Source organism: Streptomyces sp. NPDC005070, from assembly GCF_053600395.1.
In genome coordinates, this window is sequence record NZ_JBSFZS010000030.1 from 43034 (window position 1) to 65080 (window position 22047).

The 22047-nt window shown below is 72.7% G+C and carries 15 protein-coding genes and 1 pseudogene; 6 read left to right on the forward strand and 10 right to left on the reverse strand.

Going from position 1 to position 22047, the window contains the following annotated elements; all coding sequences use genetic code 11:
* The first annotated feature begins 181 nt into the window (after window positions 1–181).
* A complete protein-coding gene (locus ACWEBX_RS13235) occupies window positions 182–1708 on the forward strand; it encodes an MFS transporter (RefSeq protein ID WP_451884984.1) in 1527 nt (508 codons plus the stop codon).
* Between the two features lie 69 nt (window positions 1709–1777).
* Here the strand turns inward: ACWEBX_RS13235 and ACWEBX_RS13240 are convergent, their stop codons facing one another.
* Window positions 1778–2752 carry a DUF4190 domain-containing protein gene (locus tag ACWEBX_RS13240; RefSeq protein WP_451884963.1) on the reverse strand — a complete coding sequence of 325 codons (975 nt, stop codon included), beginning with the start codon at window positions 2750–2752 and terminating at the stop codon, window positions 1778–1780.
* A gap of 346 nt (window positions 2753–3098) precedes the next feature.
* Between ACWEBX_RS13240 and ACWEBX_RS13245 the strand changes: the two are divergent.
* Together ACWEBX_RS13245 and ACWEBX_RS13250 are read left to right on the forward strand one after the other, a co-directional pair.
* Window positions 3099–4253: pseudogene (locus ACWEBX_RS13245) on the forward strand (adenosine deaminase).
* A gap of 18 nt (window positions 4254–4271) precedes the next feature.
* Window positions 4272–4955 carry a glycerophosphodiester phosphodiesterase gene (locus ACWEBX_RS13250; protein WP_451884964.1) on the forward strand — a complete coding sequence of 228 codons (684 nt, stop codon included), beginning with the start codon at window positions 4272–4274 and terminating at the stop codon, window positions 4953–4955.
* A gap of 8 nt (window positions 4956–4963) precedes the next feature.
* Here the strand turns inward: ACWEBX_RS13250 and ACWEBX_RS13255 are convergent, their stop codons facing one another.
* The 6 genes from ACWEBX_RS13255 to ACWEBX_RS13280 form a co-directional block, all read right to left on the reverse strand.
* Complete coding sequence (locus ACWEBX_RS13255; protein ID WP_451884965.1) at window positions 4964–5491, reverse strand: hypothetical protein; 528 nt, start codon at window positions 5489–5491, stop codon at window positions 4964–4966.
* A gap of 63 nt (window positions 5492–5554) precedes the next feature.
* A complete protein-coding gene (locus tag ACWEBX_RS13260; RefSeq protein ID WP_451884966.1) occupies window positions 5555–6919 on the reverse strand; it encodes an FAD-dependent oxidoreductase in 1365 nt (454 codons plus the stop codon).
* Window positions 6920–7138: 219 nt separating this feature from the next.
* Window positions 7139–7651, reverse strand: coding sequence for a hypothetical protein (locus ACWEBX_RS13265; protein ID WP_451884967.1), 513 nt, complete (start codon window positions 7649–7651; stop codon window positions 7139–7141).
* Complete coding sequence (locus ACWEBX_RS13270; protein WP_451884968.1) at window positions 7635–8126, reverse strand: RNA polymerase sigma factor; 492 nt, start codon at window positions 8124–8126, stop codon at window positions 7635–7637. The genes ACWEBX_RS13265 and ACWEBX_RS13270 overlap by 17 nt, the downstream gene beginning before the upstream one ends.
* Before the next feature lie 94 nt (window positions 8127–8220).
* The gene (locus ACWEBX_RS13275; RefSeq protein WP_451884969.1) at window positions 8221–8886 is read right to left on the reverse strand and encodes a class F sortase; all 666 of its coding nucleotides are present in this window, start codon (window positions 8884–8886) and stop codon (window positions 8221–8223) included.
* Window positions 8883–9287 (reverse strand): sortase-dependent protein, encoded by a 405-nt coding sequence (locus ACWEBX_RS13280; RefSeq protein ID WP_451884970.1) that lies wholly within the window; start codon window positions 9285–9287, stop codon window positions 8883–8885. Before ACWEBX_RS13280 ends, ACWEBX_RS13275 begins: the two co-directional genes overlap by 4 nt.
* 426 nt (window positions 9288–9713) lie before the next feature.
* Between ACWEBX_RS13280 and ACWEBX_RS13285 the strand changes: the two genes are divergently transcribed.
* The 3 genes from ACWEBX_RS13285 to ACWEBX_RS13295 all read left to right on the forward strand — a co-directional run bounded on the left by ACWEBX_RS13285 (window position 9714) and on the right by ACWEBX_RS13295 (window position 18655).
* Window positions 9714–12278 (forward strand): S8 family serine peptidase, encoded by a 2565-nt coding sequence (locus ACWEBX_RS13285; RefSeq protein WP_451884971.1) that lies wholly within the window; start codon window positions 9714–9716, stop codon window positions 12276–12278.
* The gene (locus ACWEBX_RS13290; RefSeq protein ID WP_451884972.1) at window positions 12278–15238 is read left to right on the forward strand and encodes an FG-GAP repeat domain-containing protein; all 2961 of its coding nucleotides are present in this window, start codon (window positions 12278–12280) and stop codon (window positions 15236–15238) included. The genes ACWEBX_RS13285 and ACWEBX_RS13290 overlap by 1 nt, the downstream gene beginning before the upstream one ends.
* Before the next feature lie 81 nt (window positions 15239–15319).
* Window positions 15320–18655 carry an ATP-binding protein gene (locus tag ACWEBX_RS13295; RefSeq protein ID WP_451884973.1) on the forward strand — a complete coding sequence of 1112 codons (3336 nt, stop codon included), beginning with the start codon at window positions 15320–15322 and terminating at the stop codon, window positions 18653–18655.
* 24 nt (window positions 18656–18679) lie between these two features.
* Here the strand turns inward: ACWEBX_RS13295 and ACWEBX_RS13300 are convergent, their stop codons facing one another.
* The 3 genes from ACWEBX_RS13300 to ACWEBX_RS13310 are packed head-to-tail and all read right to left on the reverse strand — an operon-like array spanning window position 18680 to window position 21930.
* On the reverse strand, window positions 18680–19870 hold the full coding sequence (locus ACWEBX_RS13300; protein WP_451884974.1) for an ABC transporter substrate-binding protein: 1191 nt from the start codon (window positions 19868–19870) through the stop codon (window positions 18680–18682).
* A gap of 51 nt (window positions 19871–19921) precedes the next feature.
* Window positions 19922–21277: a sensor histidine kinase gene (locus ACWEBX_RS13305; protein ID WP_451884975.1), complete on the reverse strand. Its 1356-nt coding sequence runs from the start codon at window positions 21275–21277 to the stop codon at window positions 19922–19924.
* Entirely contained in the window at window positions 21274–21930 is a 657-nt protein-coding gene (locus tag ACWEBX_RS13310) for a response regulator transcription factor (RefSeq protein WP_451884976.1), read from the reverse strand. Before ACWEBX_RS13310 ends, ACWEBX_RS13305 begins: the two co-directional genes overlap by 4 nt.
* Window positions 21931–22047 lie beyond the last annotated feature (117 nt).

The window sequence follows — 22047 nt, forward strand, 5'->3', positions numbered from 1 at the left end:
GCACAGCGGCTCCGTGGGCGGCCATCGGCATGTGGCCGCGTGTGCCCGACAGCGCGGCGGCCCGGATGCGACGGTGGGCGGGCCGGTTGAGACTGTGCCCGTGACCGGCATCGATGCAGAGCGGGACGACACCGCGCCCCCAGCACCCCGCACACCGAACCAGTCGCTGGCGCTCGCGGCGATGCTCTTCGCGGTGGCGATGACGTTCATCGACCAGACGATCGTCTCCATCGCGGCGCCGGACATCGTCCGCGAGCTGGGGCTCTCGACGTCCGGCATGCAGTGGGTGGTGAACGCCTACCTGCTGTCGCTGGCCGCCTTCTTCGCCCTCGGCGGACGGCTGGCCGACCTGTTCGGGCCACGCCGGGTCGTGGTCGTCGGCACCCTCGTGTTCGTCGTCTCGTCGGTGCTGTGCGGCTGTGTGCCCAAGGGAGACTTCGCCCAGACCTGGCTGATCCTCTTCAGGGCGACCCAGGGCCTGGGAGCCGCTCTCCTGTTCCCCGCGGCACTCGCCGTGGTCGTGGCCGTGTTCCCGGTGGAGCGGCGCGGCCGGGCGCTGGCGCTGTTCTTCGGACTGTCGGGAGCGCTGACGGCCATCGGCCCGCTGCTGGGCGGCTGGCTCACGGCATGGACCTGGCGGGCGATCTTCTGGGTCAACGTGCCCGTCGCCGTGGTGGCGCTCGTCCTGACCGTGCTGGCGCACATCCCCGACCGGCGGCGCGACGAGTCGCTGGACGTCGTCGGGGCCGTGCTCATCGCGGCGGGCATGGGACTGAGCGTGCTCGGATTCCAGCAGGCCGGGACCTGGGGCTGGGGCAGCGTGGCGACCTGGGCCTGCATCGCGGGCGGCCTCCTCGTCCTCGTCCTCTTCTGCCGCTACGAACGCGAGCGGCGCCATCCGCTGGTCAACCTGGCGGTCTTCCGGGACAAGGCGTTCACCGTGGACGCCCTGGTGCTCTTCTTCGCCATGCTGGCCTTCGTCCCGGTCTTCTTCTTCGCCTCGGTGTACGCGCAGGTCTCGCTCAGCGCCTCGCCCAACCAGGCGGCGCTCTACCTGCTGTACTTCTTCGCGGGCTTCGCCATCGCCTCCCAGTGGGGCGGCCGCATGCTGGACAAGAAGGGCGCACGGCCGCCCATGAAGATCGGTACCGTCCTGGGCGCGGTCGGGTTCTACCTCTGGGCCGGCAAGCTGACCGACCTGTCCATGCATGACCAGTGGCCGTACGTCGCCCTCGCGGGAGCCGGGATCGGCTTCATCCTGGCGCCCGCGTCCACCGACGCCGTCAACCGGTCCATCGGAGCCTCGTACGGCGAGGTCACCGGCATCACCCAGACCGTCCGCAACTACGCGGCCAGTGTCGGGCTGGCCGTCTTCGGGACCGTCCTGACGCACACGATGACGGACAGGGTCGTCTCGACGCTCACGTCCCACGGCCTGTCGTCGGCCAGGGCCCACGACGTCGCCGACGACATCGCCCAGGCCGTCACGGGCAACGCCGACGCAAGCCGGCCGACGGGCACGGGCGTGGCCGCTTCGACCATGCGCGAGGTGATGTCGGACGTGCGGATGGACTTCGCCGAGGCCAATCAGTATGTCTTCTACGGCATGGCGATCGCGCTCGCCGTCGGCTTCTTCTGCGCCCTGCGCCACCCCGGAGACCGCGGTGGGACGACGGAGCAGGAGCCCGAAGCCCCGCGGGCCGGCTGACACCACCGCCGGGCCGGGCCTCAGGGGTGTGGGCCCGGGCTCACGTCACGAGGGGCCGCGGGCCCCGGGTCACCGCCCGTGCGTCACCAGGGAGGTGGAGAAGCCGTCGTCGCCTCCCGAGTCACCGCCGTCGTCCGGGGCGTAGAGGATGACGAGGACGAACACGGCGACGGCGAGGACCAGCCCGACGGCTCCGCAGATGACCCCGGCCAGCGCCTGCCCGGAGTTCGTGGCCTCGCCGCGACGCGCCTTGGCCCCGCCGATCAGCCCGAAGATCACGGCGAGGACGCCCAGCACGATCGCCAGCGGCCACACGATGAAGAGGACCGCCGCGATGATGCCCAGCACGAGCCCGGCGGTTCCGAGCCCGTTGCTCGGCATCGGCCGGCTCAGGGGCCACCCGTATCCGGGCGCGCCCGGATGGGCGGCACCCGCGGGAAAGCCGGGGTACTGCGGGTAGCCGTAGCCGTACGGGAGGCCGGGACCGCCGGGGGCGATCGGCGGCGGCGGGACGGGCTCGCCGGGAGAGGGCCGCGGGTAGGGGGTGCGGGCCGCCGGCGGAGCGAAGGGGTTGTCCCAGGGACCGCCGGGGTTCCCGGGTCCGGGCGGGGCCGGCGCGCCGGGCAGCGAGGTGATCGTCGGAAGTCCGTACGCCGGAAGGGGCGCGCCACTCCCCCGTACGGTTCTGCCGGGCGAGGCGATCTCCTCGGGCGGGGCCCAGGGGTCGAGCTCGGATCGCGGGCCGGGGCCGGGCTTCCCGAGGGAGACCCGGGCGTCGGGTCCGGGGGCGGCGAAGGGGCCGGTGCCCTGCGCGGGCACGGAGCCCGCGGGCGCCGCGCCGAAGGCACCGCCCGTCGAGGGTGCCGCGTGCCCCGCTCCGTCGTCGAACGCCCTGTCCGCCCACCGCGCGGCCTCCTCGGCCCCGAGGACAGGTCCACCGCCCGAGCCGCCGCCCGGACCGCCGTCGGGTCCGCCGTCCGACGGAGGTGCCGCTCGACCGGGGCCGGCGCCGGGTGTCAGGTGATCAGGGCCGGCCGCGGACACCGCGTGGTCCCGGCCGGCCGTGGGTATCGCACGATCCGGACCGGCCGCCGACGCGCGATCCGCCTCGGGTGCCCCGTCCTCGGCGGGACCCGAACCCGGCACGGTGCCCGCACCGGACGGTCCACGCCCCTCGGGGGACCCGTCCCGCGCGGGCTCCGGGGCCGGCCCGCCCGGTGGAGCCCACCTACCCGCGTCGCGTGGCGCTGCCGGCCTCTGGGCGTCGTCGGACATGGGCGAGTCCCCTCTCTCGTACGTTCCGTCATGCTACGGCCCGGGCCGTGGCGGCGGATCTCCGTCGTACGACGGCCCCCTCGCCCTGCGCGGGGCACACGGGGCCCGGACGGCGGTGGCCGCCTACGATGATCCCGAACCGTCGATCAGCCGATCACCCGCGTCCGGACCGAAACGGCCCAGGGACGCCGTTCCGGGGAGGAACCCGTTGACCGAGCACATCACCGCACGCGACGACGCCCGCGACCTGCGCGCCTTCATCGCCGGGCTGCCCAAGGCCGAACTCCACGTCCACCACGTCGGCTCCGCCTCCCCGCGCATCGTGTCCGAACTCGCCGCCCGCCACCCCGACTCCCGGGTGCCCACCGACCCCGAGGCGCTGGCGGACTACTTCACGTTCACGGACTTCGCGCACTTCATCGAGGTGTACCTGTCCGTCGTCGACCTCATCCGCACCCCCGAGGACGTACGGCTGCTGACGTACGAGGTCGCCCGCGACATGGCCCGTCAGCAGGTGCGCTACGCGGAACTGACGATCACTCCGTGGTCCTCCACCCGGCGCGGAATCGACGAACGCGCCTTCATGGACGCGATCGAGGATGCCCGCAAGGCCGCCGAGGCCGATCTCGGTGTCGTGCTGCGCTGGTGCTTCGACATCCCGGGCGAGGCCGGTCTGGAGGCCGCCGAGGAGACCGTGCGGCTCGCGACCGACGACCGGCTGCGGCCGGAGGGGCTCGTCTCCTTCGGACTCGGCGGCCCCGAGATCGGCGTACCGAGGCCCCAGTTCAAGCCCTATTTCGACCGCGCCCGCGCGGCCGGACTGCGCTCCGTGCCGCACGCCGGTGAGACGACGGGCCCGGAGACGGTCTGGGACGCGCTGAACGTCCTCGGCGCCGAGCGCATCGGCCACGGCACGAGCTCCGCGCGGGACCCGCGACTGCTCGCCCATCTCGCCAAGCACGGCATCGCGCTGGAGGTCTGCCCGACCTCCAACATCGCCACCCGCGCCGTCCGCAGCCTCGACGAACACCCCGTCAAGGAGTTCGTGGCGGCCGGGGTGACGGTCACCGTCAACTCCGACGACCCGCCGATGTTCGGCACCGACCTCAACACCGAGTACGCGGTTACCGCCCGCCTCCTCGGTCTCGACGAGCCGGGCATCGCCGGGCTGGCCAAGAACGCGGTGCACGCGTCGTTCCTCGGCGAGACGGAGAAAGCCGGACTCGCCGCGGAGATCGACACGTACGCCGCGACCTGGCTCGCGCTCTGACCCGGTCACAATGGCCCCATGCGCACCGTGACCGCAGTCGCCCACCGCGGCGACCCCTACCGCGTCCGTGAGAACACGATCGACTCACTGCGTTCCGCGCTCCGACAGGGCGCGGACGCCGTCGAGATCGACGTACGCCTGACGCGCGACCGCGTACCCGTCCTGCTGCACGACGCGACGCTCAAGCGTCTGTGGGGACACGACCGGCCGCTGAGCTCGCTCTCCGGCGACGAGGTGCGCGGAGTCACGGCGGGCGGTGTGCCGACGCTGGCGGAGGCCCTCGGGGCGACCGGCGACAGCAGGGTCATGGTCGATCTGCCGGGAGCGGTGGACGTGCGGGTCGCGCGCGAGATCGTGGACGTGGTGCGGGCGTGCGGGGCCGGGGAGCGGGTGTACTACTGCGCGGCGGCCCCCGCCATGCTCGCGGTGCGGGCCGCCGACGCGTCCGCGGAGATCGCGCTGACCTGGACGACCCTGGCCCCGCCGCGCCCGGGCCTGCTCGACGTCGTACGCCCGCGCTGGCTCAACTACCGCTTCTCGCTGGTGAGTCGCGATCTCGCGGCGCGTGTCCACCGCGGCGGGCACCTGCTGTCCGTATGGACGCCGGACACCCGCCGCTCCATGCGCCGCCTGCTCGACGCGGGGGTCGACTCGATCACGACCAACCGGATCGACGCGCTGACCGCCCTGCGCAGGGACTGAGCCGTCGGTCAGCCGGCGGGCGCCGGCACGGGGCCCGGTCCGGCGCCGAGCGCTTCCAGGCGCTTGATCTTCTTCCGTACGACGTACAGCGGGATCACCCCGACGATCCCGAAGGACATGTCGATCACCGTCCACCAGAAGGGAATTCCGCGGATCGGTCCGCAGATCAGGGCCAGCGGGACGATGCCGGCGCAGGCGATCATCCCGAACTCGACGACCCAGATGTTGCGGACCGGATCGCGGTACGGACCGTAGAACGCGACCGCGATGACGAGATGCGCGAACGCCAGCCAGTCCGTTCCGTAGAGCAGGAAGGGGTACTGGGCGTCGGCGGTGTCGAGGCCGCGGCTCACGCGTTCGATCCAGTCCATCAGGACGGGGATGTGTTCCGGCACGGACAGGGCCCTCAGCAGGTCCTCGGTCCAGTGCAGTTCGTGCACCAGCGGGAAGGCCGTGGCGCCGCTGAGCACCAGGCCGACGACGAAAAAGGCAAGCCACGCGCGAATGCCCCGGAGCAGGGCGGCTCTGTCGCTCATACCGGGAGCGTACGCCCCGACTTGAACGTGTTCAAAACTGCCCCCGTCCGGGGCATCGGTGGCTCAGGCGCCGCTCTCCCGCAGCATGTCCTCGCGCTCGACGAGCTTCACGCGCTCGCGGCCCTGCGGCTCGCCCAGCGCCTTCTCCGCGGCGTCGAGCCGGTACCAGCCCTCCCACGTGGTGAAACGGACGTCCCGCTCGCCGAGGAAGGCGTCGACGGCCTCCGGCTCGGGTGAAGCGGGCGTGAGCAGACGGCCGTTCGCGTGGTCGTCGAGCAGGCTCGCGACCGTCTCGTTGGCGTCGCCCTTGGTGTGACCGATCAGACCGATGGGACCGCGCCGGATCCAGCCGGTGACGTACGTGGACGACAGGTGCTCGCCCGTGTCCTCAAGCACCCGGCCGGCCGCGTCCGGCACCGTGCCCGACTCGACGTCCCAGGGCAGCTTGGGCAGGCTGTCGGAGAGGTAGCCCACGGCCCGGTAGACCGCGCTGACGTCCCAGTCCTTGAACTCGCCGGTGCCCTTGACGTTCCCGGTGCCGTCGAGGGCGGTGCGCTCGGTGCGCAGGCCGACGACCTCGCCGTTCTCGCCGAGGATCTCGGTGGGCGACTCGAAGAAGTGCAGGAACAGCTTGTGCGGGCGGTCGCCGGTGTCGCGGATCGCCCAGTTCTCCAGGGTCTTGGCGACCATGTCGGCCTGCTTGTTGCCGCGCCGGGTGGCGATCGAGCCCTCGTCGTAGTCGATGTCCTCGGGGTCGACGACGACCTCGATGTTCGGCGAGTGGTCCAGCTCGCGCAGCTCCATCGGGCTGAACTTCGCCTGCGCCGGACCACGGCGGCCGAAGACGTGCACCTCGAGGGCCTTGTTGGCCTTGAGCCCGTCGTACACGTTCGGCGGGATCTCGGTGGGCAGCAGTTCGTCCGCGGTCTTGGCCAGGACGCGGGCCACGTCCAGCGCGACGTTGCCGACGCCGAGGACGGCGACCTTCTCGGCCTCCAGCGGCCAGGTGCGCGGGACGTCCGGGTGACCGTCGTACCAGGACACGAAGTCCGCCGCGCCGTACGAACCGTCGAGGTCTACGCCGGGAATGTCGAGGGCCCGGTCGGCCGTCGCGCCGGTGGAGAAGATCACCGCGTCGTAGAAGGCGCGCAGATCGTCGAGGCTGATGTCGCGCGGGTAGTCGACGTTGCCGAAGAGGCGGATCTGCGGCTTGTCGAGCACCTGGTGCAGGGCGGTGATGATGCCCTTGATCCGGGGGTGATCGGGGGCGACGCCGTAACGGATGAGACCGAACGGGGCCGGCATCCGCTCGAACAAGTCGATGGAGACACCGGGCTCGGCGGCCACTGCGGATTTCAGCAGCGCGTCGGCGGCGTAGATTCCGGCGGGGCCGGCTCCGACAATGGCTACCCGCAGAGGGCGAGGCATGATCAGATTCCCTTCGAGCAGGGGCAGGGGGCTCGACGGGAAGCCTAAACTGAGGCAAACCTAAGTCAGTAGGCGGGTCCTGGCTATGACCTCATAAGACTGACTTATGGCTACTGAAGGACCGCTTTATGGGCGGCGCCCGCACCCTCTCACCGCGAGAACTCCGGCCCTCCTCCGCACCCTGCGGTCGGGCCCGGACGGGGCGGGTACGCACCCCCTCTACCGCTGGTCCCCCCTGGTCGGAGTGGGAACGGCGCCGGTGCGGACGGCGGAGGGCCGGGCGGTCACGGGCGCGGAGCTCTGCGTGGCCGACGGAGTACGGGTTGGGGTGCGATCTCCGGTCGTCCGGGCCGTGGGCACGGGCACGGTGCTGGGAGCCGCGCTCCGGCCGGGCGGACCGCTCCCGCCGGGACGGGGGCTGACCCGCCCGGGCGAGACCGACGGAGTGGGCTCGGCCGACGGGCCGGTCGCGGGCGGCGGGGCCAGCGGGACCACCGGGGCCACGGGCGCCTCGGGGGCGGCCGACCGGAGCGGCAGCACGACGAGAGCGCCGAGGGCGCACGCCACAGCGGCCCCGGCCGCGGCGCGCAGCAGCCGGCGGCGGGCCGCGCCCCGGCGGATCGCCTCGTAACGGCCGGGCGGTGGGGAGAGGTACTCGGACGGGGGCCGCATGATGACGGCGAGCGGATCGTCGGGGCCGAAGTCCGGACCATCGTCAGAGTGTGTGATCAAGGCTTCTCCTCAGGTGGGCGCGGAGCATTTCGCGGGCCGCGTGGAGATCGGCCTTGATCGTTCCTTCCTTGCGCCCGGTCAGCGCGGCCACCTCCCGGATCGGCATGTCAGCGTAGTAGTGCAGCAGGATCGGGACGCGCAGCCGTTCGGGCAGCGACTGCACGAGCAGGCGTACGGACGGATCGGCCTGCTCGTTCGGCGGGCCGACGGCGGCCTCGGCGGTGGCCCGGTGCACGGCCCTGCGTTCGCGCTCCAGCTTGCGCCAGTGGTCCCGGACGAGGTTGGCCGCCGTGACGTAGAGGAATCCCCGCGGCTCGGCCACGGAGGTCCAGCGGGACCAGAGCCGGGTGAACGCCTCCGAGGCGATCTCGTGGGCCGTCCCGTCGTCGTCGACGAGACGGCGGCACCAGCCGGCGAGGCGCGGGTAGAGGGCGGCGAACAGCTCGGACGCCGCCTTCTCACGGGACCCTTTCAACATTCTCCATGGTCGTGACGGTGCCGGGAGCGGACGATCCCGGGCCGCGGGGGTACGGTCCCGCGGCCCAGGATCCCGGACAGCCGGCCGGGGGTCAGTTGCTCGCGGACGTCAGCGCCGCGAACACGATCACGTTGTCGCGGTAGCCGCTTCCGGAGCGGGGACCACCGCAGGTGATGAGCCGCAGCTCCGGGCGGTCCACGTCGCCGTAGACCGCGTCCGACGGGAAGTCGGCCTTGGCGACGGTACGGACGTCGTCGACGGTGAACCCGGCCGACCCGCCGTTCTCCAGGCGCACGACGATCCGGTCGCCGTGGCGCAGGCGCGCGAGGTGACGGAAGACGCCGTCGCCGTACGAGCCGACCGTCACGTGACCGAGGATCACCGACGGACCCTTCTGGCCCGGCGTCGGCGAGTACCGGTACCAGCCGGCCCGGTCGTGTGCCGTGACCGGCGGCACCTGCGCGCTGCCGTCCGGGGCGAGTCCGAGCCGCGTCAGCGGGGTGTCGACCCCGATGGCCGGTATCCGCAGCCCGACCGGCACCGAACGCGCCATCGCGCGCGCCGGCTTCACGGCGGCCCGCGAGGCCGCGGGGGCGCCGTCCGACCCTGCGGTCGCCGGCCTGCCCTCGGATCCCGCGCTCGCGTGTGCGCCGCCGGGCCGCGCGTCCGCGGCCGGGCCGGCCGGGTGGCCGCCGCAGCTCACGAGCAGCGCGGCCGCCGCCGTGGCGACGAACGCGCGCCTGGAGAGGGGCGTCATGCCCCGGTCGCCCGCCGACGGCGTACGGCGAACACGCCCGCGCCCACGGCGAACACGGCGGCGGCGCTCCCGCCGACGAGCCCGGCCGCCAGGCCGGAGGACGAGGCCGCGGTCGCCGCCACACCGGTGTCGGGCGCGCCGGCCGGACGGACGGAGACCTGCCGCGAGGCCGGCGCCCGCGTCGGCGCGGCACTGGGCACTGCGGAGGGAGCGCGGGTCGGCGCGGCGCTGGGAACGGCGGAGGGCGCCCGGGTCGCGGTGGGGCTCGCGGGGGCCGGGGCCGCGGTGACGCTCGGACGGGTCGAGGGGCGCGGGGAGGCCCCGTCGGCGAACGCGGGCACCGTGCCCACCAGCACGGCGGTGCACGCGAGTGCCGTGGCACTGAAGACGGTTCGGCGCATGGATCGCTCTCTTTCGTCGGTCCGCCCGCCGGTGGGAACGGCGGGCCGGTTACGGATCGAGCGGAGAGACGAGCGGGCGGCGGACCGGGTTGTAAAGAGCGGGCAAAGGCGTAAAGGGGGCGGGAGAAGCCGGACTTCGGCGCCCGGACGACCCGGCCGGCACCGGGCCCGCGCGTCCGGTCGGGCCAGACCGGGGCTCGCCCACCGCCTCCGGGGCCACCCCAACGCCGGACCGGGGTGGTTGGCGCCTCCGGGGCCAACCAACTGCCGTAGCGGGGTGGTTGATTTCACACCACACACGCCGAGGGGTCGGGTTCGCCCTGGATGAGGGTCAGTTGTACGACCGCTCCACACCCTGTAATGCCCGAGTAACGGCCTCTGCCTAGCGTCCGAGCTCCCCCCTACCGTTCCCGGAGGAGCACCCCGATGCACCTGCCCCGACCGCCGCGGCGCAGATCCGCCGTATGGACGGCGGCCGCGTTCACCGCGACCGCCCTGGTTTCCGGCGTGATGCCGGCCGTCGCGTCCGACACCCCGTCCACGGCCGCGACCTCCAAGATCGACTCGTCGCTGCGCAGCGCCGTCGCCGAGGGAGGCGACGCCACCTTCTTCGTCGTCCTCAAGGACCAGGCCGACCTGTCCGACGCCAAGAAGCAGAAGACGCACACGGCCAAGGCCAAGGCCGCCTTCAAGGAGCTGCGCGCCAAGGCCGCGGACACGCAGACCCCGCTGAAGTCCTTTCTCGACAAGAAGAAGGTCGGTCACAAGGACTACTGGATCGCCAACGCGATCCAGGTCACCGGTGACGCGAAGCTGGTGAACGAGCTGGCCGCGCGCCCGGACGTCGCGAAGATCGTCAAGGAGCAGCATTACAAGCTCGACGACATCGAGACGGCCGACACCAAGGTCACGACGTCGCGCACCGACTCCTCCGCCGCCGGTGACGACAGCCCGGAGTGGGGCGTCGCCGACATCAACGCCGACGACGTCTGGAACCAGTACGACGACCGCGGCGAGGGCATCGTCGTCGCCAGCGTCGACTCGGGCGTGCAGTACGACCACCCGGACCTGGTCGCGAACTACCGCGGCAACAACGGCGACGGCACCTTCACGCACGACTACAACTTCTACGACCCGACCGGCGAGTGCGGCACCGGCGGCACCCCGTGCGACAACAACGGCCACGGCACCCACACGATGGGCACGATGGTCGCCAAGCACGGCATCGGGGTCGCGCCGAACGCGAAGTGGATCGCCGCCAAGGGCTGCGAGTCCTCCTCCTGCTCGGACGAGTCGCTGCTCGCGGCCGGTCAGTGGATCCTCGCGCCGACCGACCACAACGGCCAGAACCCGCGCCCGGACCTCGCCCCGAACATCGTCAACAACTCCTGGGGCGGCGGCGACACGACGTTCTACCAGGACATCGTCGAGGCCTGGAACGCGGCCGGCATCTTCGAGGCGTTCGCGGCGGGCAACGACGGCGACGGCAAGACCTGCTCCACCGCGCACGCCCCCGGCTCGCAGGCCCCGTCCTACGGCGTCGGCGCGTACGGCTCGACCGGCACGATCGCTTCCTTCTCCGGCTTCGGCCCGTCCCTGGTCGACGGCTCGGCGAAGCCGAACATCTCGGCGCCGGGCGTCAACATCCCGTCCACCTGGCCGGGTTCGTCCTACAACACCATCTCGGGCACGTCGATGGCGACCCCGCACGTCGCGGGTGCCGTGGCCCTGCTCTGGTCGGCGGCACCGTCGCTGATCGGCAAGATCGACGAGACGCGCGCGCTGCTCAACGAGGGCGCCCGTGACGTCGACGACACGCACTGCGGCGGCACCGCCGGCATGAACAACGTGTGGGGCGAGGGCAAGCTCGACATCCTCGCCTCCGTCGACAGGGCCCCGCACACCGCGGCCACCGTCACCGGCAAGGTCACCGACAAGGCGACCGGCGCGGCGCTGCCCAACATCACGGTGAAGGCCACCGCCGCCGGCACCACCCGTACGGTCACCACCGGCACGGACGGCGCCTACCGGCTGCCGCTGCCCGCCGGCACGTACTCCTTCACGTTCGGCGGCTACGGCTACGCGAACGGCTCGGCCACCGGTGTCACCCTCACCGACAGCCAGGCCTTCACGCAGGACATCGCGCTGACCGCGGTCCCCTCGCACAAGGTCTCCGGCACCGTCCTCGACGTCACCGGCAAGGCGCTGCCCGGCGCGAAGGTCGAGCTGACCGGCGCCCCGCTGGACGCCGTCACCACCGACGCCAAGGGCCAGTACTCCTTCGCCAAGGTCTCCGAGGGCTCCTACAGCCTGTCGGTGAAGCCGGCCGCCCCCATCCTGTGCAACGGCGTCTACAACGGCACCGCCACCGTCGGCTCCGCCGACCTGGCCAAGAACGTCCAGGTTCCCAACCGCACCGACAACTCGGCCAACTCCTGCGCCCCCGCCACGTACGCGTGGATCGCGGGCTCCAAGAAGGTCGCCCTGTCCGGTGACGAGGACGCCGCGAAGGTCACGCTGCCCTTCCCGGTGAAGCTGTACGGCGTCTCGTACTCCTCCGCTTCCGTCACCACCGACGGCCTGGTCAACTTCCTGTCCTCGCGCGTCGGCGACTACAGCAACACCGCGCTGCCGACGACCGGTGCGAACGGCGTCAAGGGAATCGTCGCCCCGCTCTGGGACGACCTGACGCTCGACGGCAAGTCGTCCGTGCAGACCGCCACCACCGGCAGCACGGGCAGCCGCAGGTTCGCCGTCGTGTGGAACAACGCCGCCTACGCGAACGGCACTTCGGGCCGCACCACCTTCGAGGCCGTCTTCGACGAGGCCACCGGCGCCGTGACCCTCCAGTACAAGTCGGTCGCCGACAAGGGCGCGGGCGCCACCGTCGGCATCGCCAACCAGAACGGCACCGACGCCCTCCAGTACGCGTACAACCAGTCCGTCCTCACCGACGGCACCGCCATCCGCTTCGCGCAGGGAGCCAAGTGATGAGAGCCCACCACTCACGGCGGGCCGTGCGCCTCGCCTCCGCGCTGGTCGCGGCGGGCCTGTGCCTGACCGTCACCCCGCAGGCTCTGGCCGCCGACGACAGCGGCTCGGCCATGAAGCTGACCGGCGCCGAGGCGAAGACGCTGGCCGCCAACCTGACCCTCGACCCGTACGGCCAGACCGAGGCCGAGACGATCGAGCCGAAGCCGGCCGACGACTCCACCACGACGGACTCGGGTTCCGCCACGGGAGACTCCGGTTCCGGCAGCGGCGCGACCCTGGACGGCACGTCCACCGACGTCGACCCGGCCACCAAGGTCACCACGACCGCGAAGTCCACGCTGGAAGGCGTGCGCGGCATGGGTGCCACGGTGCCGATCGGCAGGAGCGGCGACTACTTCTCCGTCAACAGCATGGGCTACGTGCAGCGTCACGCCGCCGACGGCAGCGAGACCTGGGCACGCAACGGCAGCTCGTTCTTCGCGGACTGGCAGGTCAAGCCGCTCCAGGTGTGGCGGGTCGAGCCGTACCCGCCGCAGATCCTCATGGGCTACAACGCGGTCTCGCCGTTCTCACCCAACTCGGACTCCGGTTACTCGACCGGCGACCTGACCGGTGACGGCGTCCCCGACCTGGTGTTCTCGGCGCTGGTCGGCACGAACCCGTACCCGCGCCCCTTCTCCTCGCCGGGCTCCGCCCTCACCACCGGCACGTTCGTGACGGTCCTCGACGGGAAGACCGGCACCACGGTCTGGTCGAAGCTGTACAACCACGCCTCCATGGTCAAGATCGTCGACGGCACGCTGCTGATCGCCGACGCGCCCCGGATGAGCGGCGACGCGAAGGTCCCGGCCGCCGCGACGGCCACCCTGACCGGCATCCGGTTCTCGTCCGCGGACGGCAAGCTGACTCCGGCGCAGACCTGGACGTACGACACCGGGGAAGCCCGGTACGCGAACTGGGGCGACATCCAGGACCTCGGCGGCGGCAAGGTCGCCGTCTCCTGGAACCTGGGCAAGGCCACCGGTGTCGACGCGCGCGGCCGCACCCTGGTGCTCGACACCGCGGACGGCTCCGTCGCCTGGCAGACGGACAGCACGATCTACAGCCGTCAGCTCCGCCTGGACGCCGGCCGGAAGCGTCTCGTCGCCGTCGAGCAGGCGGACGCCACGGACGCGGTGCGCTACGAGGTCGTGTCCTACGACCTGAAGACCGGTGACCGCACCACGCTGGACGGCCGGGAGAACGTGGTGCCCACCGCCCTGACGGTCGGCGACCTCGGTGCCAAGCCCGGCGCGGAGTACGCCGTCGCGGAGTCCTCGCTCGACGAGAACTACTTCGTCAACGCCGGCACCGTCCGTGTCGTCGAGGGTGCCGACCCGAGCACGCTGCTCTGGTCGAGCACGATCAAGCGCGACGCCGACAACAGCAAGAACGGGCCCAGCGTCTGGCGCCTGGGAGTGGCCGACGGCTCGCTGGTCGCCTCCGCCCAGGACGACCGGAAGATCAACGACCCGGACAACCGCGGCGGCACGCGCTACGCGTCGCTCACCGTGTTCTCCGGCAAGGGCGCCGTCAGGTGGCAGCAGAAGGGCGTCACCGCCGCGCCCATGTACCAGGACCTCTACAGCGACGGCCGGGGCACGCACGTACGCGTCGTCGACCAGGCGCAGAACATCCGTACCTTCAAGGTGGGCAGCGGCAAGGCGGAGAACGTCACGCCCCTGCAGGGCGACATCGCCTACGCCAAGAGCGCGGACCTGGACAAGGACGGCAAGTCCGACCTGATCATGGGCGGTTCGTCGAACGGGGTGTGGGCCTACTCCGGTCCCTCGCTGGTGGACGGCGGCAAGCCGAAGAAGCTGTGGCAGGCCACCGTCCCGGGCGCCGTCCACGACATCGAGACCGGTGACGTCAACGGCGACGGCAAGCCCGAGATCGTGGTCGCGGCCGACACCGCGACGGTCGTGCTCAACGGCGCGACGGGCAGGACGCTCGCCACCATCGACGCCGTTGAGGGCCAGTACGTCCGCACCGCCGAGCTGGCCGACCTCGACGGCGACGGCAAGCAGGACATCCTCGTCCCGACCGACGCCCTGCGCGCCTACAGCGGCACCGGCCGCGCCCTGTGGACGTACAGCGCGCCCAAGGACGCGGGCGACGTGCGCTTCACCGACCCGTCGGTGAACGACGGCCAGGTGTACGCGTCGTACGCCAGTCTCGACGCGTTCCAGCTGACCTCGCCCGTCACGAACGCGGTCGCGCTGAACGCCAAGAGCGGCAAGGTCCGCTGGTCCGCCGTGCCGAAGGCCCCCGACACCGCGGTGGACGGCATCCGTACCGCCATCCCGAACCAGGGTGTCTTCTCCTCCAAGGAGATCCCGTACGCCGACGGGCACGCGGTGATCTACCTGTGGGCCGTCGTCGCCCCGCTGAAGACCGCCGCCGACGCCCTCAACCCGCAGAACTACTTCGAGATCCGCGACGGCCGCACCGGCGAGGTGCTGCACACCGGATTCGCGGGCGGCCTGTGGACGCACAACAGCTACTTCGCCAAGGACGGGGTGCTGTACTCGGGCGACACGGCGTCGTTCCGGCGGTACCGGGCGAACGGCGACGACACGATGCAGCTCGTCTCGCCGACGACGTTCGGCGGCGGCTTCCTGACCGGTCCCGGCGGGCGCGAGCTCCTGGTCGCCGGTGCCGAGGCGGGCCTGTACGTCTTCGACCCGAGCATCCTCGACTCCGAGGACAGCTGGGCCAACGCCGTCGGCAGCATCGGCACCCTCATGGGCGCCCGCAACTACTTCGCGGGCGACCTGGACGGCGACGGTGTCGACGAGGTGATGTCGCTCAACAGCGACGTCGACGGCCGGGACCGCGCCGTCGGACAGTTCGGCGGCGGCTACTACCTGACCAACAACGGCATCCACCAGGTGACCGCTTACAAGCTCTCCTGACCCGACCGCTCCCAGGAGCACACGGACCCCCCGGGCCTAGCCCGGGGGGTCCTCGGTTTGCTCGGTTACAGTTGCGCCCTCATGAACGAGCAGCGGACGGACAGCGTAGATTCGGCCACTCCGCTGCTGCGTCTGCACCTTTTCGGCGGTTTCACAGCGACTCGCGACAGCGGCCCGGCACCCGCCGAACGCTGGACCCGGCCCAGCGCCCAGACCCTGGTGAAGCTCCTCGCCGTCGTCCCCGACCACCAGCTCCACCGCGAGCAGGCCATGGACATCTGCTGGCCCGACGCGGATCCGCACGCCGCGACGGGCAGCCTGCGGGTCGCCCTGCACGCCGCGCGCCACGCCCTCGAACCCGAACTCGCCCCGCGCGCCGCCTCCTCGTACCTGATGTCCGACGGCGCCCTGCTGAAGCTGAACCCGGCCGCCGTACGCATCGACGCCGACGACGCCGAGGCCGCGGCACGGACCGCGCTCGCCGCCCAGGACCCCCGCGCGCTCGCCGCCGCCCTGGACCTGTTCACCGGGGAGTTGCTCCCCGAGGACCGCTACGCGAGCTGGGCGCAGTCCCGCCGCGGCCGGCTCGTCGCCCTGCGCGAGCAGGTGCTGCTCGCGCTCGCCGCCGCACACCTGGCGCAAGGCTCTCTCAGCGAGGCGGTTGCCGCGGCCGAGCAGGTGCTCGCCTCCAGCCCGGCCGAGGAACTCGCCCATCGCATCGTCATCGACGCCTCGCTGCGCCAGGGCCTGCGCCGCCGGGCCGTACGCCAGTACCACGCGTGCCACGAGATCCTCTCGGCGGAACTGGGCGTACGGCCCGGACCGGAGACGGAGCGGCTGCACCGGGCCGCCCTGGCCGCCGCACCCGCCCCCGCACCCACCGCCCCGCCGCTCCCCGCCCTGTTGCGGGCCACCCGCGGCGCACGACCGCTGCGGGGCCGGGACACCGTGCTCGAACGCCTCCTCGCGGCGGACGGGCCGCCCGTCACCCTGCTCAGCGGCGAGGCGGGCATCGGCAAGACCCGCCTGGTGAGCGAGGTCGCCCGGCGTGCCGCCGCGGACGGCACGGCCGTCCTGTGGGGCGGCGGCCAGGACGCCGAGGGGCACACGCCGTACGGGGTGTTCGCGGAGGCGCTGGAGGGCTGGCTCGCCGAGCACAGCGCCGCCGAGCGGGCCCGGGTCGGGTCCGAGTATCCCGAACTGGCCTCGTTCCTCCCGTCGCTCGGACAGGTGGGAACCTCCGGCGAGCGCAGCCCGGAGGAGGAACGGGACCGGCTGTTCCGGGGCATCACGGCGCTGCTGGGCGACCTCGCCGCGGCCAGCCCTGTGCTGGTCGTCCTCGACGATCTGCACGCCGCCGACACGGGCTCGTACCGCCTGCTCGGTCATCTGGCCCGCCGGGCCGTGGAGCGGGACACCGCTCTGCGGTTCCTGGCGACCTACCGCGAGGAGGAGCTGCCCGACGGCGACGCGCGCCGCTCGGCCGTGGCCTCCCTCCTGCGCCGGCGTCACGGCGTACGCGAGGAGCTGAGCCGGCTCGACAAGGAGGCGTGCCTGGCCGTCGTCCGCGACGCGGCCACGGACCCCTCGCACGCGGACCGGGTCCACCGGGTGTGGGAACTCTCCCTCGGCAACCCGCTGTTCGCCCTCGAACTCGCCCACGGCCTGGCCGACGGGAACGACGGAGGTCTCGCCCCCGAAGGTGTACGGGGGCTGGTGGCCGACCGGCTCGTACGGCTCGACCCGGACGCGCGCCGCGTCGTCGAGGCGCTCGCCGTGGCGGGCGGCGACACCGCGCTGTCCGAACTGCTCGACGTCGCCGAACACGGGCTGCACCCGCCGGTCGCGGGGGCCGCGGCGGCCGACGCCCTGGAACAGGCCATCGCCGCCTCGCTCGTCGAGGAACGGCCCGTCGTGGTGGCCGGGCGGTCCGAGGAAGGGGTGGCCTTCCGGCATCCGCTGGTCCGGCTCACCTGCTACGAACAGCTCGCGGGGGTCCGCCGCCGGCAACTGCACGCCGCCTTCGCGCAGGCGGTCAGACGGCGCCGCCCCGACGCCGTCGACACCCTGGCCTCCCACTTCGCCCGCGCCGACGACCCGCGCGCGGCCGAATACCTGCGCCGAGCGGCGGAACGGGCCGCGGCCCTGTACGCGAACGACACCGCGGACCGCTACTACCGCGACCTGGTGGCCCGGCTGGACGTCGACGCGGCCCGCGCCCGGCTCGCGCACGCCCATGTCCTGCGGAGAATGGGCCACTTCGAGCAGGCGGCCGACGTCCTGCGGCTCTCCCTGGCGGAGTTCGAACGGCGCGAGGACCGTGACGAGGCCGTCCTCGCCTCGGCGCTGCTCGCCGAGACCCTGGCCAGGACGAGCGCACCGGCGGCCGCACGCCGCACGCTGCGGGAACACCCGGTGACCGCGGACACCGGGCCGGAACCGGCCGCCAGTCACTTCCTGGCCCTGTCCGTGGTCCGCTGCGTCCAGGGGCGGTACACGGCCGGGCACGAGGCCGCCCGGCAGGCCCTGACCTCGGCGCGGAAGGTGCCGGGAGCGTCCGGCCAGCGGCTGGTGGCCCGCGCCTTCGCGATGCAGGCCGCCAACCTCGGGCTCGCCGGCCGCTTCGAGCAGGCACGCGAAGCCGGCGACCAGGCACTGGCACCGGCCGAGGCCTACGGCGATCCGACCCTGCTCGGCTCGGTCCTGTCCATGCTGCGCGAGAACGCGCGGCGAGCGGGAAGACTGTGGGAGGCCGTCGACATCGGAACCCGCGCGCTCGGCCTCGCCGAACGGTCGGGCGATCCGACCGCCGCCGCGTTCGAGCGCGGGAACCTCGCGGAACTGCGGCTGCTGCTCGAAGAGCCCGGGCCGGCCCTCGCCCTCGCGGAACAAGCGGTCGCGGGCGCGGAGGCGTACGACGCCTGGTGCCTTCCGTACGCCCTCGCGACCCTGGCCCGCGTACGGGTCTTCGCGGGCGCGGCGGAACAGGCCGTGCCCCTCCTGGACCGCGCGGAGGCCGTGGCCGCCGAGCTGGGAGACCGGCAGGCGGAGCACGAGGTGCGCACGGCGCGTGCCGAGCTCGCCCTGCGCACCGGCCACCCGGACCAGGCGCTGCGCGCCCTGGACGGTCATACCGACGACGCGCCGGTGCTGGTGGCCTGGGCGGAGCTCCTGTCGGGGCGGACCGAGGCCGCCCAGCGGCTCGCGTACGCCGAGGCGGCCCGGGCCGAACGGACCGGGGAACGCCTCACCGAGGTGGAGGCACGCATCGTCCTCGGCACCTCGCTGTCGCGGCCCGCCCCGACGCGGGAGGGCGCGAAGGAGCTGACACGCGCCGAGTCGCTGGCCCGTGCGCTGCCCTATCCGGCAGCGACGCGACGGCTGGCGCGAGCCCGGGCCCTGCTGCGCGAGCTCTGACCCCGTCCGGGCCCGGCCCCCGGTTCACAGGCCGGCGATCGCGTTCCAGCGCTTGGCGAACTCCGTGCGTTCGCCGGCGGTGATGTCGCGGGCGATGGCGAGGCGCTTGCGCATGGTCGCGTCCGGGAAGATCAGCGGGTCCTCGGCGAGGGCCGCGGTGTCCTTGTCCTTGGAGGAGGCGAGGACGTCCTGGGCGGCGGGGACCGGACAGACGTAGTTGACCCAGGCGGCCAGCTCGGCGGCGACCTCCGGCTCGTAGTAGTAGTCGACGAGCTTCTCCGCGTTGCCCTTGTGCCGGGCCAGGTTGGGGATCATCAGCGACTCGGCCCACAGTTCGGCGCCCTCCTCGGGGACGACGAAGCGGATGTCGGGGTTGTCCGCCTGGAGCTGGATCACGTCGCCCGAGTAGGCCTGGCAGGCGAGCACGTCCCCGCTCGCGAGATCCTTGATGTAGTCGTTGCCGGTGAAGCGGCGGATCTGCCCGCGGTGCACCTGCTTCTCGACCTGGTCGCACACCCGGTGGAAGTCGTCGGCCCGCCACTTCGTGATGTCGACGCCGTCGGCCTGCATGAGCAGCGCGAACGCCTCGTCCAGGCCGGAGAGCAGGGTGACCCGGCCCTTGAGGTCGTCGGCCCACAGGTCGGACACGTGCGCGATCTCGCGGCCGAGCTTGCGGCGGTTGTACGCGATACCGGTGATCCCCGACTGCCACGGCACCGAGGACCTGCGGCCGGGGTCGAAGGCGGGCGAACGCAGCAGCGGGTCCAGGTACTTGGCGACGTTCGGCTGCCGGGACCGGTCCATCTCCTGGACCCAGCCGAGCCGGACGAAGCGGGCGCACATCCAGTCGCTGATGACGATGAGGTCGCGCCCGGTCCGCTGGTGGTTCATCAGGGACGGACTGATCTTGCCGAAGAACTCGTCGTTGTCGTTGATCTCCTCGATGTAGTCGACGGAGATCCCGGTGCGCTTCTCGAAGGCCTCCAGCGACGGCCGCCGGGTCGTGTCCTCGTCGTCGGTGTCGATGTACAGCGGCCAGTTCGCCCAGGTCAGCCGCTTGTCCGAGGCGGAGAGGTCGGCTCCGGCCCGGTCGCCCGGTGCCACGTACGCGGCCGGTACCCCGCATCCGGCGAGGGCTCCGAGTGCGGCACCGCCGCCCAGGGCGCGCAGCAGGGACCGGCGGGACAGCGGCGAGGTCTTCCGATTCACGGGCACGCGCGAAGCATGCCGACCCTGGCTCGTTCCGGACAATGGACGCTGCGTCGATCAGTCGCCCGCCGACCCGACACCCTGTCGATCCGTTTCCGGGTGTTTCGAGAACTCCGGGCGCGTGACCGCCGGCCGTCCCCGGCCCGGATCCCTGCCCGGCTCCCGGCCCGGGGAGTTCGCGGGCGGCGCGCACGGCGGGAAGGTGACTCGTACCGACAGGCCGCCCTGCGGACGAGGCCACGCCTCGACCGTGCCGCGGTGGGCGGTGGCGACGGCCGTGACGATGGACAGGCCGAGCCCCAGTCCCTCGCGGGGGCGGCCCTGCCCGCGCGGGTGTGTCCCGGGCCGCGTGCGGGTCCGTTCCGTGCCGAGCCGCCCGAACGGCTGGAAGAGTTCGGCCACCTGGTCGCGCGGGATCACCGGGCCGGTGTTGTCGATCCGCAGGACCGGGAACCCCGCCTCCGTACCGGTCCACAGACGGACCCAACTCTCCCCGTCCCCGGTGGTGTTGTGCCGTACGGCGTTGTCCGCGAGGTTGACCACCAGACGCTCGATCAACTGGGGATCGCCCAGCACGGGTGCGAAGCCGAGGTCGGCCCGTACGGCCGGCGCGCCGGGCTCGGACCCACCGTCCGGCAGCAGTTCCCGCACCGTCTCGGCGAGGTCGACGAACTCCCTGTGCCGCAGCCCGCGTTGGCTGCGGGCGAGGGTCAACAGGGCGTCGATGAGACGCTCCTGTTCCTGCCCGGCGGCCCGGACGCGCAGGCACGCGGCCCGCAGGCTCTCCACCGACGCGCCGGGGTCGGCGAGCGCGACATCCACGATCGCCTGCTGGAGCGTGAGCGGCGTGCGCAGTTCGTGCGACGCGTTGGCGACGAACTGCTTCTGCGCCTCGAACGCGCCCTCCAGCCGCCCCAGTACGTCGTCGAAGGTGTCCGCCATCGCCTTGAGTTCGTCCTCCGGTCCCGGCACGGCCAGCCGCTGGCGGAGGTTGTCCGCGGAGATCCGCCGGGCGGCGGCGGTCATCGTGCGCAGCGGGGCGAGGACACGTCCGGCCATGATCCAGCCCAGGGCCACGGAGGCGAAGGTCATCACGGCGAGCGCGACGCCCGCCTCGACGAGGAGTTGGTGCAGTTGGTCGGCTCGCAGGGCTTCGGCGTACGTCGTGAGCGCCGGCGGATCGGGGATGGTGGTGGCGAGGCCCTGGCCCGCGGGCAGCCCGGCCTCGACGGACGAGACGACCCCCTTGGAGGGCCCGGACCGCGACGCCAGGAGGTAGGTGAAGCCGAGCAGGGCCGCGCCCGCCGCCATGAACAGGGCGCTGTAGAGCAGGGTCAGCCGCCACCGGATACTGCGCGGCGCCAGCCGCCACCGAACCCCGGCGAGCCCCGGCCGCTCGGATGCGTTCGTCATGCGATGCGGTATCCCGCCCGGTCCACCGTCGCGATCAGCGGCGGCTCCCCCAGTTTGCGGCGCAGCCGGCTCACCGTGACCTTCACGGTCTGGCTGAAGGGATCGGCCGCCTCGTCCCAGGCCCGCTCCAGGAGTTCCTCGGTGGAGACCACGGCGCCCTGCGCGGCCAGCAGGAGTTCGAGCACGGCAAACTCCTTCGGGCTGAGGGCGAGGCCCGAACCGCCCCGGGTCGCCTGCCGGCGCGCCGGGTCGAGCCGCAGTTCCCCGCGGACCAGGACAGGAGGCAGCGCGGGCTGCGCACGGCGCGCCAAGGCCCGTATCCGCGCGACGAGTTCGGCGAACGCGAACGGCTTGGAGAGATAGTCGTCGGCACCGAGACCGAGTCCTGTGACCCGGTCGGCCACCGTGCCGGACGCGGTCAGCATCAGCACCCTCGCACGGCTGCCGCCCGCGGCCAGCGTCCGGCACACCTGATCGCCGTGGACCCCGGGCAGATCACGGTCGAGCACGACGACGTCGTACCCGTTGACGGTGGCGCGCTCCAGCGCCGTGGGCCCGTCCAGCGCGAGATCGACCGCCATGCCCTCGCGGCGCAGCCCGGCGGCCACGGTCTCGGCGAGCTCCTCATGGTCCTCGACCACCAGCACACGCATGGCGGCCAGTGTGACGCGCGGGCGGTTACACGGGGATAAGGGCTCCCGTACGGGGGTGCTCCCCCGCCCCGGGAGCCGAACCGGGCCCTGTCACGGCGCCATGTCGGGCCCTGTCAC

Bases quoted from the DNA above. Each gene is read 5' to 3' on its own strand.
- ACWEBX_RS13250 (WP_451884964.1), top strand. From the start codon at position 4,272: ATGCGCACCGTGACCGCAGTCGCCCACCGCGGCGACCCCTACCGCGTC.
- ACWEBX_RS13280 (WP_451884970.1), bottom strand. From the start codon at position 9,287: ATGCGCCGAACCGTCTTCAGTGCCACGGCACTCGCGTGCACCGCCGTG.
- ACWEBX_RS13260 (WP_451884966.1), bottom strand. From the start codon at position 6,919: ATGCCTCGCCCTCTGCGGGTAGCCATTGTCGGAGCCGGCCCCGCCGGA.
- ACWEBX_RS13305 (WP_451884975.1), bottom strand. From the start codon at position 21,277: ATGACGAACGCATCCGAGCGGCCGGGGCTCGCCGGGGTTCGGTGGCGG.
- ACWEBX_RS13310 (WP_451884976.1), bottom strand. From the start codon at position 21,930: ATGCGTGTGCTGGTGGTCGAGGACCATGAGGAGCTCGCCGAGACCGTG.
- ACWEBX_RS13290 (WP_451884972.1), top strand. From the start codon at position 12,278: ATGAGAGCCCACCACTCACGGCGGGCCGTGCGCCTCGCCTCCGCGCTG.
- ACWEBX_RS13285 (WP_451884971.1), top strand. From the start codon at position 9,714: ATGCACCTGCCCCGACCGCCGCGGCGCAGATCCGCCGTATGGACGGCG.
- ACWEBX_RS13275 (WP_451884969.1), bottom strand. From the start codon at position 8,886: ATGACGCCCCTCTCCAGGCGCGCGTTCGTCGCCACGGCGGCGGCCGCG.
- ACWEBX_RS13295 (WP_451884973.1), top strand. From the start codon at position 15,320: ATGAACGAGCAGCGGACGGACAGCGTAGATTCGGCCACTCCGCTGCTG.
- ACWEBX_RS13235 (WP_451884984.1), top strand. From the start codon at position 182: ATGCTCTTCGCGGTGGCGATGACGTTCATCGACCAGACGATCGTCTCC.
- ACWEBX_RS13255 (WP_451884965.1), bottom strand. From the start codon at position 5,491: ATGAGCGACAGAGCCGCCCTGCTCCGGGGCATTCGCGCGTGGCTTGCC.